The 13464-nt window shown below is 64.6% G+C and carries 15 protein-coding genes; 9 read left to right on the forward strand and 6 right to left on the reverse strand.

Annotation, left to right across the window (positions count from 1 at the left end; genetic code table 11):
- Nucleotides 1-108: 108 nt before the first annotated feature.
- Both VGC56_RS10425 and VGC56_RS10430 read right to left on the reverse strand, forming a co-directional pair.
- Nucleotides 109-663 carry a C69 family dipeptidase gene (locus VGC56_RS10425; protein ID WP_464124836.1) on the reverse strand — a complete coding sequence of 185 codons (555 nt, stop codon included), beginning with the start codon at nt 661-663 and terminating at the stop codon, nt 109-111.
- A 48-nt stretch (nt 664-711) separates the two neighbouring features.
- Nucleotides 712-891, reverse strand: coding sequence for a hypothetical protein (locus VGC56_RS10430; protein ID WP_464124837.1), 180 nt, complete (start codon nt 889-891; stop codon nt 712-714).
- Between the two features lie 610 nt (nt 892-1501).
- Here VGC56_RS10430 and VGC56_RS10435 point away from each other — a divergent pair.
- Both VGC56_RS10435 and VGC56_RS10440 read left to right on the forward strand, forming a co-directional pair.
- Nucleotides 1502-2266, forward strand: coding sequence for a glycoside hydrolase family 25 protein (locus VGC56_RS10435; protein ID WP_464124930.1), 765 nt, complete (start codon nt 1502-1504; stop codon nt 2264-2266).
- Between the two features lie 143 nt (nt 2267-2409).
- A complete protein-coding gene (locus VGC56_RS10440) occupies nt 2410-2634 on the forward strand; it encodes a hypothetical protein (RefSeq protein ID WP_464124838.1) in 225 nt (74 codons plus the stop codon).
- A gap of 853 nt (nt 2635-3487) precedes the next feature.
- Here the strand turns inward: VGC56_RS10440 and VGC56_RS10445 are convergent.
- The gene (locus VGC56_RS10445; RefSeq protein WP_464124839.1) at nt 3488-3673 is read right to left on the reverse strand and encodes a hypothetical protein; all 186 of its coding nucleotides are present in this window, start codon (nt 3671-3673) and stop codon (nt 3488-3490) included.
- A 154-nt stretch (nt 3674-3827) separates the two neighbouring features.
- Between VGC56_RS10445 and VGC56_RS10450 the strand changes: the two genes are divergently transcribed.
- Nucleotides 3828-5429, forward strand: a complete 1602-nt coding sequence (locus VGC56_RS10450) for a hypothetical protein (protein ID WP_464124840.1) — start codon at nt 3828-3830, stop codon at nt 5427-5429.
- 470 nt (nt 5430-5899) lie between these two features.
- Here the strand turns inward: VGC56_RS10450 and VGC56_RS10455 are convergent, their stop codons facing one another.
- Nucleotides 5900-6301, reverse strand: a complete 402-nt coding sequence (locus VGC56_RS10455; protein ID WP_464124841.1) for an SOS response-associated peptidase family protein — start codon at nt 6299-6301, stop codon at nt 5900-5902.
- A complete protein-coding gene (locus VGC56_RS10460) occupies nt 6268-6450 on the reverse strand; it encodes a hypothetical protein (protein WP_464124842.1) in 183 nt (60 codons plus the stop codon). The genes VGC56_RS10455 and VGC56_RS10460 overlap by 34 nt, the downstream gene beginning before the upstream one ends.
- 150 nt (nt 6451-6600) lie before the next feature.
- Here VGC56_RS10460 and VGC56_RS10465 point away from each other — a divergent pair, with 150 nt between their 5' ends.
- Nucleotides 6601-7056: a winged helix DNA-binding protein gene (locus VGC56_RS10465; protein ID WP_464124843.1), complete on the forward strand. Its 456-nt coding sequence runs from the start codon at nt 6601-6603 to the stop codon at nt 7054-7056.
- Nucleotides 7057-7073: 17 nt separating this feature from the next.
- Here VGC56_RS10465 and VGC56_RS10470 read toward each other — a convergent pair whose 3' ends face one another.
- The gene (locus VGC56_RS10470) at nt 7074-7574 is read right to left on the reverse strand and encodes a winged helix DNA-binding protein (RefSeq protein ID WP_464124844.1); all 501 of its coding nucleotides are present in this window, start codon (nt 7572-7574) and stop codon (nt 7074-7076) included.
- A 445-nt stretch (nt 7575-8019) separates the two neighbouring features.
- On the opposite strand from VGC56_RS10470, the gene VGC56_RS10475 reads away from it, so the two are divergent.
- Genes VGC56_RS10475 through VGC56_RS10495 form a run of 5 tightly spaced genes read left to right on the forward strand, consistent with a single transcriptional unit; the run spans nt 8020 to nt 13315 of the window.
- On the forward strand, nt 8020-9147 hold the full coding sequence (locus VGC56_RS10475; protein WP_464124845.1) for a heme-binding protein: 1128 nt from the start codon (nt 8020-8022) through the stop codon (nt 9145-9147).
- Nucleotides 9144-10715, forward strand: coding sequence for a ferritin-like domain-containing protein (locus tag VGC56_RS10480; protein WP_464124846.1), 1572 nt, complete (start codon nt 9144-9146; stop codon nt 10713-10715). The genes VGC56_RS10475 and VGC56_RS10480 overlap by 4 nt, the downstream gene beginning before the upstream one ends.
- On the forward strand, nt 10712-11470 hold the full coding sequence (locus VGC56_RS10485; protein WP_464124847.1) for a hypothetical protein: 759 nt from the start codon (nt 10712-10714) through the stop codon (nt 11468-11470). The genes VGC56_RS10480 and VGC56_RS10485 overlap by 4 nt, the downstream gene beginning before the upstream one ends.
- Nucleotides 11457-12401, forward strand: coding sequence for an MNIO family bufferin maturase (bufB, locus tag VGC56_RS10490; RefSeq protein WP_464124848.1), 945 nt, complete (start codon nt 11457-11459; stop codon nt 12399-12401). Before VGC56_RS10485 ends, bufB begins: the two co-directional genes overlap by 14 nt.
- On the forward strand, nt 12398-13315 hold the full coding sequence (locus tag VGC56_RS10495; RefSeq protein WP_464124849.1) for an HvfC/BufC family peptide modification chaperone: 918 nt from the start codon (nt 12398-12400) through the stop codon (nt 13313-13315). Before bufB ends, VGC56_RS10495 begins: the two co-directional genes overlap by 4 nt.
- Nucleotides 13316-13464: the final 149 nt, after the last annotated feature.

The raw sequence follows: 13464 nt of genomic DNA on the forward strand, positions 1-13464 counted from the left end.
GGGGGTTCACGTATCCATCGGAATATTTGGCGATCAGCCGATCGGCCATCGCCCACCACTCGCTCGCGACCCGCTCGGCGTGCCGAGCGCAGTCCGCGGTCAAGAGCGTCAAATCGCCATCGGCTGCCCGCGCGTCCCATTCAGCCAATGCCGCGATTCCGGCAGCCTCGAGCCTCCGCTGGAGGGGCGCGATGTCGGCTGTGCACATTCGCTGATAGTTGAGCCGCGCCCAGTTGGCGACGAAATCGAACGCCCACCATGCCGATGTTCGGCTGAAGACCTGCGGATCCCCGTTTGGTAGGCGGCCGGGAGGTTCAGGACCTTACTCGGAAAGGGTGCGAAGCAGGTGGTGTAGGCGACGTCGGGGCCGAACCAACATACCCCGCTGGTTGACGCGGGCGCGTCCAGCCGCGCTTGCGAAACGGTGATATAACCTTGGCAAAAGATGGAGATTGCGCGCTCCCAGGCGCCGAACAGCTTCTCATCCGAGATGTTGTTCTGCGCGCCGTCGTAGGGCCCGACGAAGCGATTGGGATCGCCGTACGGCCCCGCTGCGACGCCTTTGGTGAGGTCGAATTCCGTTCCCTCGTAGTGATCGCGGTAGAGCGCGAACACGTCCGTGATCGACAGCTTCTCACGGCGCGACCGAGAAGGGATAGTCACGCGTGAAGCTGCCGCCGTTCACCCACGGGCTGAGCGCCAGATCCGGACTTACGCGGTCGAACACCCGCCAGACCCGCGCAGCGAGTAGTAGGAATGGTTATATTCGCCGTCGCTCACGGAGGGCAGCCAGTCAATCTTGCCGTCGTGCTCCTTGGCCCAGCCGAGCTTGCGCAAGCCGGGGATCAGCAGCGGCGAAAATAGTGCCGATAGCTCGGCTGGCTTGGGCAAGGCGGCGGCTGGCGCAGATGTCTAGTCGCCCGAACGTCCGCTTTCCCACTCGCGCCTACCCGAAAGGGAGGGTCCGGGCCCGGCCAGACCTCCTCATAAAGACACGCGGGTTCTCCTCACGGCCAGCCCGGCCTTAGGAGAAGCACAATGGGACACTCGATCTACAATCCTTGCCAGGAGTATCGCACCGCGTGGAACGCGGGACACAAGGTGGGCGCGAAGCGCCCGCTGAAGCCCAAGCAGGTTGGGGCATCCGGTTTGGCTCGATCGGGAGGCTCGGCTGCGGGATCGCGCGCTTTTCCACCAAGAAGCTCTTGACTAGCCCGTAAGCAGCCGCTCGTTTACATTCCGCCGCCCGGCTTATCCGGCCAATCAGCTCGCGTCGAATAAGGCCCAGTCCGAATTTCATATCTAGCGAAATCCAAAATCGAGGTTCGCGGAGATGCTAAAACGTCGAAGGCCTCTGTTGTAGAACGTAACCACCCACACCGCTCATATTTGCGCGAAGGATAAGGTCATGGGTCGGAGCAAAGTTGCGTTCATACTAGCAACCATCCTCGTTGGCGCATCGTGCTCCGCTAAGGCGGCGCCCAACGATCTTTCGCAGGTGATGATCGACGTGTCTCAAGCGAACGATCTCGCGGCCGTCCTCAAGAATGCAAGGCGGCGCAACATTGAGCTCGTGGTCGCCCGGGCCACAGTGGGGATCGGAGACCCTGACACAGCCTTCGACAAGAATCTCGCGCTGCTCCGCGCATCGAAGGGAATGATGATGGGTGCATATCATGCGCTGTACCCGACACACCCTGGAGCTGAGCAGGCGGCGGAGTTCCTGCGTCGGGTCAAACGATCTTGTCGCGCCGGCGACACGATCTTGCTTGCGGTGGATTGGGAACGTGCGTCGCTTCACCACAAGACCATTGCGCCGGCAGGTGGCGCCATCCTCGCCGACTTTGTGCGCGCAATCGTGACCGCCACCGGGCAGCCCCCGCTTGTCTACACCGATCCCGACGTAATTGCGGCGGACCGCGCCGCCGCTGGTCAGGTGGCATCGGCTCCGCTGTGGCTGTCGACCTATTACACAAAGCTCTCGCTGTTCCGAAAATGCCAGAACGAAAAGAAAAGCGGCATTTCGATCTGCAAAAATTTCATCCGCGGCCTACTCTTCCCCGACGACGCGGATTTCGCGCCGTGGACAGACTGGACGTTCTGGCAGTTCACCGAAGCTAGCAAGGAGGATCCGGCGTATCTGCGGCGAAGGGTGACGAATGATCTGCCGGTCGACGTCAGCTTCTTCGGCGGCAGCCGCGAAGACTTCCATCAATTTTTCGATCAGCATGCAGTCCGTTGCGAAGCTATCAATGTCGCAGATTGACTGGTTGCAGCATTCCATCTGCCGCTAGCATCACCGGAAGGCAGGCCCAGAGCATGAGCCGCGGGCCCTTGAGGGCCCAGGTGAAGTGCTCCGATAGCGCCTGCTGAGAGCCCTTTCCCCATTTCACCGCCAACACCGCCTGGGTGCAGGACGCGGACAACCAGCGCGCGATGCTCGAGGGCTTCGCCACGCAGCTTGTGCCGGAGCGCTCCCTCGTCTTCTACGCGAAGAGAACCCCGCTGGCGGAGGCGGGAAGCGCTATCGTCGCGGACGGGCTGTTCGAGCATGTCGGGCGGGTCGACGAATATCCCTATGCCGGCGGAGCAAACCGACAGCGCAAAAGACGTGGTGGTGGGCGCCTGGGATAGCTTCTGCTCGCGTCGACGTACCTCAGAGGCCGCCTGATCTTGCAGAGTGTCCGCAGCTGCATTAATGGAGGCAGGGCTCACCTAAAGCTGTACAGGTAAGAGTCCCACCTTGAGGAGGCTGTTTGCAGCTAATGCCTGCATGGCCCGCTGTTGCCCAGTTGGCATAGGCGGGACCGTACGTGGTGGTATTCAAAACCCGATTTCTCCAATCTTGGACCGCCTTGGCTTGTGCGTTCGAAAAGTCGGACGAGGAGCCGATGCCCGCCATGGCCGGATAGCAGAATTTGTTCAAAGGGGGCGCCATTTTGCTTACCTTCCCTTCAACAGGTCGCGCCTCACCTGAGAAACCTACCGGCAAGAGGCTCAAGGCGGCTAACGAGACCAGGACCCGTGATGAAATGCGAAACATGTTGACCTCCCCATCCTAATTATACGGACAACAAGATGGGCCCAAGCGCACGATCTAGCAAGCCAGTCGTCTTAGGAGCGTCTTGAGCAGCTGCCCCGCCCGAGCTGTGGCGTCCTTCGACCTGCCGTCTGAGGGAGTGGACATCCGCCATTACCGGCAGACTGTGAGGTAAAAGCAACACCGGTGAAAGCTCGATCGGCAGGCTCAAGGATTATGGTCTCTTCCGGGTCCTATCGCCCGCGCCCTCCTAGTGGGTGAACATCCCTTTGCAGAACCGGGGGATCGACTTCGCTGTCCCGCAGCGCGAATCCTGAAGATAGCGGCCCGGCGTAGCCGATCTAATCCAGTGACGCGATGACCGCGGCGATCGGTGAAGTCCTGCCCGAACCGCTCTGGTCGCGCGGCGGCGAGAATCTGGTCCCGCGTCACGACCAGCCCGAGATTCTAGAGGAAGAGCGCCTCGAGGCGCTTTCGGACCGTCTTCTGCGTGTAGCGGCTCTTGTCGGTGCTGTAGATCTTCTTCTCCGGTATCAAAGCCGTTCCTCCTCGTGCGCGAGCGGTGTCGTATAGGCGCCCGCCCGCACGCGTCCAGAGCCGCGCCCGGGCGCCCTCGGCGGCTGCTTTGGCCATGCTTGCCCGCGATCGGCGTCGTTGGTTGCTCCTCTCCGCGGAAGGGCGCCGGCTTGGCGCTGTCGGCGGTTTTCTCTTGGCCTGAACTGTTCCCTTGCTTTCCCGCGGGAGGGGGCCAAAGCCTCCGGCATCTTTGTCGGGAAGAGTGCAGGCGATGATGTTGGACGGCGCGGCGGTTGCGGGAGAGGAGGTCGAGGAAGAGTACGTCCTCGAAACCGACCAGGCGCCGGAATTCTGGCAATTCCTCGCTGGCCTTCAGGGCGACGACCCGCTGGTCGAGCTGATCGTCAACGATCTCGACGCGAAATCCCCGCGTACCGAGATACGCTTCGAGCCGGAGGGCATGATCTGCACGGGAGCCGGCGACCCTATCGACGGGGACGGGTGGGCGCGGCTTCGCAAGCTCAAGGGCGCCGGCCACGAGGTCAAGGCGAAGGTGGGCCTGTTCGGCGTCAAGAACCACGGTCTGAAGGCGTGCTTCACCCTTGGCGACAGCATCCTCGTTCGCTCCGCCGGCAAGCAGATCCTCCAGACGCTGTTCCGCAATGGCCCCGCGAAGCCCGCCTTCCCGGGCGTGCGTGTGCCGCCGCGCCCTGATCCGGTAGCGCCTCCAACCGGCACCCAAATCCAGGTTCGCTACCGGCGCCGGGCGTTCGTGGCGCCGCATGGCGAATCGCTGAGGTTCGCCGCGGCCGACGACCACGCAGTCAGGGCTATCTACGAAGAGGCGGTCCGTTCGCTTCCCAAGCGGCTTCTCGGAATCGTGCAACCCGGCGTGCTGGAGCAATATACGCTTGCCCTCTCGCATCACGAGCTCGGGTGCCGCACCTTCACTTTCTCTTGCGGGCGCCCGCGCCGGGAGGGGCGCCTCGTCACTTTCTTCCGTGAATGCCGCGAGTTGGGGCCGGTGGGCGACAGCCTCGTCGAGCGCGAACAGGCGGTTCTCTCCGTCTGGTCCCCTGCCGGATTCGAGACGAAGCCGCGCTTCTTCCAGTCCGCGTCCTTCGCCGTGGGCGGGAAGCGATTGTTCGCCAAGGACGGCATCGTCCTCGAGGTCGCGTGGGGAACGGACCGCCAGGGCCGGCTGCGCAACGAGACCGGACGGCTGCGCTACCCCGTCTCCTATCCGGAGCAGGCCGCGGAGGCGCGGACCGGAATGGGGTTTCATTATTCCGGGCCGTTCGTCTCCGACACCGAGCGGTACGACCTCGCCGCGCAGTCGCAGGCGTGGAACGGGAAGGTGGTGGAAGCGTGCGACGGTCTCGCTGCCGCCTGTCTCACGGGTTTCCTCCTCAAGCGCCGCAGCGCGGCCGCGCTCGAGCTGTTCGCGCATGTTGCTCAGAGCGAGCGCCTCACGAAGTTTGTCGTGCAGGCGCTGGCGACGCGCACCTTGCCCGCCGTGGATGGCTCGGGAAAGCCCGTCCTCGTCAAGAGAGGCGCCCAGCTTGTTGTGCCGGCTCATGTCGGCCAGGCCTCGACATGGTCGAGGAAGCTCGCGGCGGTTGCGCCGCCGGGCTCCGCCATCCTCCACCCGGACCCGCCGTCTCCCATCGTTGCGCTGCTCGCCGGCGGGAAATGCCCGGGCTGGTCCGAAAACCATCTTACGTTCGACGAGTTCGACGTGATCGACCGCCTGAAGAGTCGCGAAGCGCAGCATTTTCCGTGGCGCAGCGACGCCGAGTGGCGGAGCACGTTGGGCGGCGCCGTCTCAGCGCGGGCGCACCTCGAGGCGGTCGAGCCGGTTCTCCGGGTGTAGACGGCGGATCGGCCCGGCGGTGCCGACGTGCAATTGCCCGACGTCGACGGACGGCTGCATCCCCCCACCGTGTCGTGCCACCGCCGCCGATCAGCTTGTCGAAGATGGCTAGCGCAATCTGCTCAGTTTCGTCATCGAGTCCGCCCCCCTACCTCAGGCTAAACCTACCCAACTTCCTCTCCCGGGCACCACGAGGTCCCGGCGTTCCGAGACGCATGAGCGCGTTCACCTACGAGGCGAGGAAGCAGCCCCGTCAGCTCTCATCGCCTTCGTCACAACGAGCCCGATGGGGCCGAGCAGCAAGCCGAGAACGAATCCGGACAAGCCGCTGCGACCCTTACGACGCATGATGACGGCGCCGCCTAGGCCCATGGCCAAAGCGAGAGCGACGATGAGCCACTGCTCCAGCGGATGCCGAGTCATCGCTGCGGCAATCTGCTGAAGCCAAAGAGGCCCCCCCAGAGACCGCATCAGGCGACCCTCATGAGTTGGGAGGGGAAGGGCTGGGCAAGCGCGCAGGGGCTCTCCACCTCGCCGTCGAGCCAGGGCTCGTAATCGTCGCGCAGGAGCATAACCGGCATTGCCTTGGGATGGATCGTGGCCACCAGCGGGTTGGGCGCACAGGTGAGGAAGGCGTAGGCGCGGCGGCGGTCGTCGAGCGGCCTCCACACGCCGGCGAAGGCGAAGATCGGCGCCTGGTGCACGCTGAACCAGTGCTCCCGCTTGGAGCCCTTCTCGCCGCTCCATTCGCAGAAGTCTGTCACCGGCACGAGGCAGCGCCGGTTCGGGCGTTTCAGCGCGCCGCGCCAGAACGGGCTGGAGAGATTGCGGACGTTCGTCACCGGCGCGCGGCCGGCGGCGGGAAGCCCCACACCATGCGATCGAGCATTTCCTCGCCGGTCTCGACCCGCGGCACGACCAGCCCCTCTCTGTTCGGGAATAGCTCCGGCTGCGGCCAAGCCAGGTCGGGAGGGACGATCACACCAAAGTGCTCGGCGACCGCGCGCTCCTTCTCAGACATTCGATAGCGGTTGCACATCGGCGGCAGTGTGCCGACCGGCGGCGCCCGCGGCAAGATCGAGCCGTTACGAGTAAGGCACCTCCATTCCGGAGACGATCTTGCTCCACTATGGTGGAGGGCTTACAGTTGGCTCGGGAAAAGGGGGAGCGCATGAGCACTGGCGGACCGGTGTCAGGGGTCGATCCGGCGAAGTTGATCTCGATGAGCCTGGACCTGAGGCGGCTCGCCGACTCTATGCTGCCGCCGGCGCCATCTCCGCCGGTCGATGCGACCTTTGTCAGGCAGGTGATCCGCGGGCGGCGGGAGCGCGACAATCACTTTGATGATGACCTGTTCGCGGATCCCGCTTGGGACATGCTGCTGGACCTGTATGCGGCCCGCCTCGAAGAGCGACGCCTTTCCGTGTCCAGCCTGTGCGCCGCCGCTGCCGTTCCTCCAACAACCGCACTGCGCTGGATCACCGTCCTCTGCTCCCGAGGCCTGGTCGTTAGAGCCTCCGACCCAGTCGATACCCGGCGTATTCTCGTGACGATGACGGACGACGCGTTCGATCGGGTGAGCGCCTATTTCTCCGTGGTGCACCGGCGTGCCGACAGCGCTGTCTAAGTGGAGCGGCTCGCCACTTACGCTCGCGCTCCGGCTTCGCCATCACTCGCGGGGCCGATGGCTAAATCGGCATTCTCCGAAATGCGGCCGAGCGCCGTTAGGTATGCGCCGAGCGCGCTCGCGGCATGATCCGAAAGCTCGATGAACACGCGCCGGCCGTCCTCAGGGTCGGCGACGCGGACGAAGAGGCCCTGATCGCACAGGGCCTTGATCCACCGAAGCGCCGTAGTGGGCGCAACCGCGGCGGCGATGCACAAGCTGGCTACCGCCACCTGCACCCCCTCCAGCCGCGCGGCGTATAGGTCGAGGAGCATGTCCCATGCGGGATCGGCGAACAGGTCTGCGCGAAAAAAATGATCGCGCAATCGCCGGGCGCCAATGATCGAGCAAACCAAGGTGGGGTCCATATGGCCCTGCGCCGGGTCTGGCGGCGCAGATAGCATCGCGTCTGCGCCCTGGCTCGGAGTGGCGCTCGACTCATCCATCTGTTGCGGATCAAACTGCGGATCAGGCCCCATCGACGGTTTCCCCGGTTGTGTTGCGGGAGATTAGTTTAAGTTTTGATCCATTCCAGTGGCGCGTTTCGAACGAATGCGGCTCTACATGTCTAAAGGGGACAAGCGCCTACCGACAACCGCGCCTGAACCCCGGGGGGCGGCCTTCCTCGCGCTGCGGAGGGTGCTCGCGGATTCTCCGCGGAAATCATGTAATCCCCCGGAAGTTTACTTGTAGTCCAGTGCGTCTTCGCGGATATCTGTGATGTATCTTCTCGATCGCTGATTCAGAAAACGCCGCGTTATCAGCGTCAAAGCGCAAATTTTTGTACTGCCCTTGGAATGGGCGCTTGCTTACAAAACTGGAGAATGTATTCATCGTATAAAGGGTCAGATCTTCTGGAACAGTATCGCCTCTAAGTCGCGCGTGGGGCGCCGGCGAGACGCATGAGAGTAAGGGGAACTCGAAATGGTTACGACATCTACACCGCATCACGTCCGCGTCACCGGGGGCCAGCAGGGACAAATCGTCAATACGTCGGCACCAATCGTCGGGCCGGACCTCAGCAAGCCTCTGATCAACGAGCCCGCGCAGGCCAATCCGCCGGCAAATCTCGCGGTGGGGCCGCTGGCGCACCTGCTTGGCACCTGGACGAACGCAAACATCGGCGAGTCGATGCGCGGCGGCCCGGAGAACCCCTTTTCCTACAATCTGATGACGCTGCCGCAGTCGCCGACGGCGGACCCCAAGGACCCGAACGAGTCCCCCTACGGCTACATCCTCAAGAGCATGTCCTATTACGAGGAGATAACCTTCTCGGCCATTCACGGTCCGGCGGCGAACCGCGGCGGGACGGGCAGCCAGATCTCCAACGCCATTCTCTACGAGCAGCGTGTCTATGTCTCGAACGGCCCTGCCGAGGACACGTTGGTCCATTTCGAAAATGGGATCTGGGGCTTCCTTTCGCCGATGGCGCAGGCGCTGGGTCCTTATGGCGATGGCGACGGCACCTCCGCCGGCACGGCAACGTTTGGGTCTGCGCCGCCTCCCCTACAGTACAATATCTTCAAGCAGATCTCCGTGCCTCACGGGAACTCGGTGCTGGCCTGCGGTAACGTCGCCCTCGACGGCACGGGCTCGCCGATCACCCAGTCCGGCGCGCCGAAGATCGGGCCGCCGCCGCAGGTGCTGCCCACCGGCATCAACACGGACATCTACCGGGCGCAGAACAGCGTCCAGAACCTCAATCCGGCTTATGCGCTGAATCCGAACCTGCCTCTCAGCGAGGCGCTCGCACTGAGCGAGATCAGCCAGTTCATCCAGCTCGACGTCTCCTCAATGTCGGGCGGCGGAGCGGTCGCCAACATCGGCTATGAGCAACAGAAGGCCGACGTCACCGAATATTACGCCACCTACTGGCTTGAGGACACGGGCGGCGGGAACTTCACGCAATTGCAATATTCGCAGACGATCCTGCTCCAGATCCCGATCACTCTGCCCGGCGCCAGCGAGCCGACGAACATCATCTTCCCGCACATCACCACCAACACGCTGACTAAGGTGTCCAGCGGGCCGACCTCCGCGAGCGGCCGATGATCGCGGCAGACGCGCGGCGCCACCGCCTGGCGAAGCATGACCCGACGACCCGGCTGACGCCGGCCGAGCGCAAGTTTGTCGCCGAGCTCAACGCAACCAAGACCCGCGATGAGGTGCTGACAGACCTCAAGAACGGACTGCAGTTGGCCGTCGAGGTCGAGCTGGCGACGATCCCCATCTACCTGTTCACTTACTATTCGATCGTGCGCGACGGCGCGAGCGGGGAGGCCATCGATCCGGCACAGGCCTTCGCGAACAAGGCTGGCGGCGTCATCATGAGCGTCGCCGTCGAGGAAATGCTGCACATGTCGCTGTCGGCGAACGTGCTGTTCGCCATGGGCCAGGCGCCACAACTCTACGGCAACGCCCCCGCCAGCTACCCGGCGCTGCTTCCCGGTCACAAGCGCGCGGGACCGCCGGGTCCCAATGGCGACACGTCGGAACTCATCCCTCTGGCACGGTTGACCTTCGACCAGCTCTGGCACTTCCTCCAGATCGAGTATCCGGAGGTCCTGGACGCGCCGCCGCAGGTGAGCGACTGGGACACTATCGGCCAGCTCTATTCGTACGTCCGCTGCCTGATGCGGACCAAGTGGCTGACCGACGCCGATTTCCAGCGCGGCGCGGCGGCGGCGGCGATCCAGCCATACAATTACTCGCCGAACAACGTCGACTCCCTCTACCCCACCGGCAAGTTCGACCCCTGGAAGCCTGCGCCGCCAACGCCGGCGCCGGCGTGGAGCGACGGGTATGCGAGTGCGGCCGACGCGGCGCGCTTCACGAATACAGCCGATAGCCATGCCGGCCGCTCCGAGCTTCTGTGCATCCGCTCGGTGGAGGACGCAGCCGACGCGATCGACACGATCTGCGACCAGGGCGAAGGCTACGCGGTCCCCAATCTCGGCGCGGGCTCATACGACGATCCGTCGAAAGGCGAGCAATCGCATTATGTGAAGTTCCTGTGGCTGCAGGCGCAGTTCGCGGGTTATGATAAGGTCAGAGAGCGGCTCTCCGACGAGCCGCCGGCGCCGCGGCAGCAGCTCCCGGTCATCACGCAGGCCGCGCTGGACGAGGCGAAGTTGGTCGTCGCCTTCGCCGACAACCCGACGAGCGCCTCCTATCCGGAAGCGTACCGGCCGATCGCCGATTTCAGCAGCGCCTTGTTCCAGTACATGCTGATCATGATCGAGACGATCTACCGCGTTCCGCCGGAAGGCCAGAAACTGTTCTTCAACGAAGGCCTGCACCGCTCGATGATCTGGGTGATGGACAAATATATCAGGACGATACGCGAGATTCCGCTCGGGGACGGAACATTCATGGCGCCGCTCTTCGAGAATATCGAACTCGGCGCGCAGGAAATCTCGTTCGCGACGCTGACGCAGATCGGGGCCGCGGCGGTGACGGCCGCGCAGGCGCTTTCGGCACAGCTTCCCGTGGGCGATGGCCTTGCCGGGGTCTACACGGACGTCATCTGGTATATCGCCGTCGCCACCGGACAGCCGGCGACGGTCGAAACCGGCAGCCGCCCCCTCGTCGACGTCGGCCCCTATTGGAGGCATCCATGAGCGAATTGCCCGGCAAGCATGCCAACACTCCCGCCGTCCTCCGCCGCACCCTCCGCATGCGCGGCAGCGAGCAAGTATCCGCGCCTGCGGCTCCATTGCCCGCACCTGGGGTGCCGACGCCCCGACCTTATCCTTATGGCGACGCTCCGCACTTCGTGAAGGCGATCGGGGCGCAGCCTCCGGGCCTGCCGCTCCATGCCTGCATGGGCCTCAACAGCTGCCGCGGCTCCGATCGCTTCGGCACCGAGGGCAGCTCCGACACGGGCGAGCCGAATGCCTGCGCCGGCCAAGGCTATTGCGCGACCGCCTTCGCGCATACCTGCCATGTCCAGAATCACTGCATGAACCAGGGCGGCTGCGGCCTCTACGGCACCGCCGAGGAACTCGACAATCCTGGGCGCAACAGCTGCCAGTCGCTCGGCTCCTGCGCCGTCCCGATCAACGCCGAACGGTTCAGCACCAACGGGCCGAACCAGGGCAAGAGCGTGTGGGTACGCGCCCGCGAAGTCTTCGAGCGGGAAGTCTGGCCCGAAGTGCGCGAGGGATTGCTCGCAAACCAGGCCGGCGAGAACGTTCTGCTGGGAGCCCCTCGCGTGGGTGCCGACCAGCCGCTCCCCGAGACGCTCGGTCGCCCGCCGGCACCCTTCGCGGGTACCGGCCCCACTTACCTGTGGATCAGCGACGACAATGCGGTGCGCAGCAACATGACGGCGTGCGGCGCCAGCGGATTGAGCGGCGCCGGTGGCTGCTCCTGAGCCTGCCCTCGCGGCACTGCCGCACCTAGGTCTGGGGCTAGGCCTGCGCAGCGTCCATTTCGACACGATCCTGCGCGAGCGCCCAGAGATCGACTGGTTCGAAGCGATCTCCGAGAATTTTATGGATTCGCACGGCCGGCCCCGCGCCGTCCTGACCGCCGTCGCAGAGCAATATCCGGTTGTCCTCCACGGTGTTTCGCTGTCCATCGGCAGCACGGATCCGCTCGACTTCGCGTATCTCGCGCGGCTGAAGCAACTCGCCGACGAGGTGAAGCCGGCATGGATCAGCGACCACCTCTGCTGGACGGGGATGCTCGGCCTCAACTCCCACGATCTGCTGCCTTTGCCCCTCACCGAGGAGTCTCTCGTCCATGTCGCGAGACGCGTGCGGCAGGTGCAGGATTTCCTCGAACGGCCGCTCATCCTCGAGAACCCGAGCAGCTACGTGCGCTTCGCCCATGCGGAAATGGAGGAGCCGGAATTTCTCCGCCGTCTTGGGGAGGAGACCGGGTGCGGGCTGCTGCTCGACGTCAACAACGTCCACGTCAGCTGCTTCAACGCAGCTACCGATCCCTCGGCGTATCTCAAGGCCTTTCCGTTCGAGCGGGTGGTGCAGATGCACATCGCCGGCCACCAGCATCTCGGGAACCACATCGTGGACACCCATGACAGCCCGGTCGCGACGCCGGTGTGGGAGCTGTTCAGGCGCGCGTGGCGGCGCACCGGCGGGGCGGGGACCCTGCTCGAATGGGACGACCGCATTCCGTCGTTCCAAGACTGCTGCGCCGAGCTCGCCAAAGCGCGCCAGTATATGGCAGCCGAAGCGGCGACCGACGACCAGGAACTCGCGGACGATGGACCTGAGAGGGTCTCCAACCCCACCGCTTTCCTCGTGCCGCGTGCGATGGACAGCGTCGCCGAGGCGGCATGAGGGACACTCTTCGCTCTCTCGAAGCTTCCCAGGCGTGGCTGCAAGGGGCAATCCTGGCGCCTGAGGCTCCCGCCGCCGATGCGGTGCAGGAGCGTCTCACCGGCTCCGCCGCCTTCCCCGCCGCGGCCGGCCTCTCCGTGTACCGACGGGCCTATATCGCGCGAATCGCGGCGGCGATGCGGGCGCAATTCCCCGCGCTCTGCCACGCTCTGGGGGAGCGGCTCTTCAACGATTTCGCCGCCGAATATGTGCGCCTGCACCCGCCGGAGAGATACACGCTCCACGATCTCGGGCGCCGCTTCACCGTCTTCCTCGAAGAGCAACGCCCCGACGGCGCCGAACCGGTGGAGGCGCGGGAAGTCTGGATCGACTTCATGATCGACCTCGCGCGCTTCGAGCGCCGGCTCTTCGAACTGTTCGATGCCCCCGGAGCCGAGGGCAAAGCCCTCGCCCGCCCAGGCGCCCCCGCCGAGACCCTGCGCCTCCAGCCGGCCTTCATCGTCGCGCGCTTCGACTTCAACGTCGCTGCCTACTACCACGCGGTACGCCGCGGCGAGGCGCCCCCGGCTCCCGTTCAAGGAGCCGTCTTCGTGGCGCTGGTTCGGACCGATTACGCGATCCGCACGATCGCCCTCACCGAACCGGAGTTCCTGTTCCTCGACGCGATGCAGCGTGACGGCTGGATCGCCGGCGGGCTTGCAGCCGTGGCGGCGGCTCTCGAACTCTCCCCTGAACACGCTGCGCAAGCGTGGGACGGAGCCCCGGAAACGCGGGCCCGCTGGATCCACTGGGGCTTCTTCGTCGAGGCACCGGCCAACGAAAGCGCCTCTAGCGCCCGCCCGCGTCAGGCGGGTTCCGCCGCCTCCGCAGGCGACTCCTCCAGCGCTCCCAAATCCAGCTGCTATGTTGAGTAATGAGCCTTACGTGCTTGTCAGACACCGTACAGGGGAGCAGACAAAAGGCCGGGCAGCGCATTGAACGCGGCAAGGCGGGCCCATGAAGAGCTCTGTGGTCCTGGCGACAGGAGCCCCGAGCATCGAAGAGGCGCCAAAGGGCGGAGTGC

Origin of the sequence: Allosphingosinicella sp., from assembly GCF_036403745.1 — a bacterium.
Taxonomy (GTDB): Bacteria; Pseudomonadota; Alphaproteobacteria; order Sphingomonadales; family Sphingomonadaceae; genus Allosphingosinicella.

Excerpts from the sequence above, each read along its gene's own strand:
- VGC56_RS10450 (WP_464124840.1), top strand. The coding sequence starts at position 3,828 with ATGATGTTGGACGGCGCGGCGGTTGCGGGAGAGGAGGTCGAGGAAGAG.
- VGC56_RS10495 (WP_464124849.1), top strand. The coding sequence starts at position 12,398 with ATGAGGGACACTCTTCGCTCTCTCGAAGCTTCCCAGGCGTGGCTGCAA.
- VGC56_RS10465 (WP_464124843.1), top strand. The coding sequence starts at position 6,601 with ATGAGCACTGGCGGACCGGTGTCAGGGGTCGATCCGGCGAAGTTGATC.
- VGC56_RS10460 (WP_464124842.1), bottom strand. The coding sequence starts at position 6,450 with ATGTCTGAGAAGGAGCGCGCGGTCGCCGAGCACTTTGGTGTGATCGTC.
- VGC56_RS10475 (WP_464124845.1), top strand. The coding sequence starts at position 8,020 with ATGGTTACGACATCTACACCGCATCACGTCCGCGTCACCGGGGGCCAG.
- VGC56_RS10435 (WP_464124930.1), top strand. The coding sequence starts at position 1,502 with ATGATCGACGTGTCTCAAGCGAACGATCTCGCGGCCGTCCTCAAGAAT.
- VGC56_RS10470 (WP_464124844.1), bottom strand. The coding sequence starts at position 7,574 with ATGGGGCCTGATCCGCAGTTTGATCCGCAACAGATGGATGAGTCGAGC.
- VGC56_RS10485 (WP_464124847.1), top strand. The coding sequence starts at position 10,712 with ATGAGCGAATTGCCCGGCAAGCATGCCAACACTCCCGCCGTCCTCCGC.
- VGC56_RS10480 (WP_464124846.1), top strand. The coding sequence starts at position 9,144 with ATGATCGCGGCAGACGCGCGGCGCCACCGCCTGGCGAAGCATGACCCG.
- VGC56_RS10445 (WP_464124839.1), bottom strand. The coding sequence starts at position 3,673 with ATGGCCAAAGCAGCCGCCGAGGGCGCCCGGGCGCGGCTCTGGACGCGT.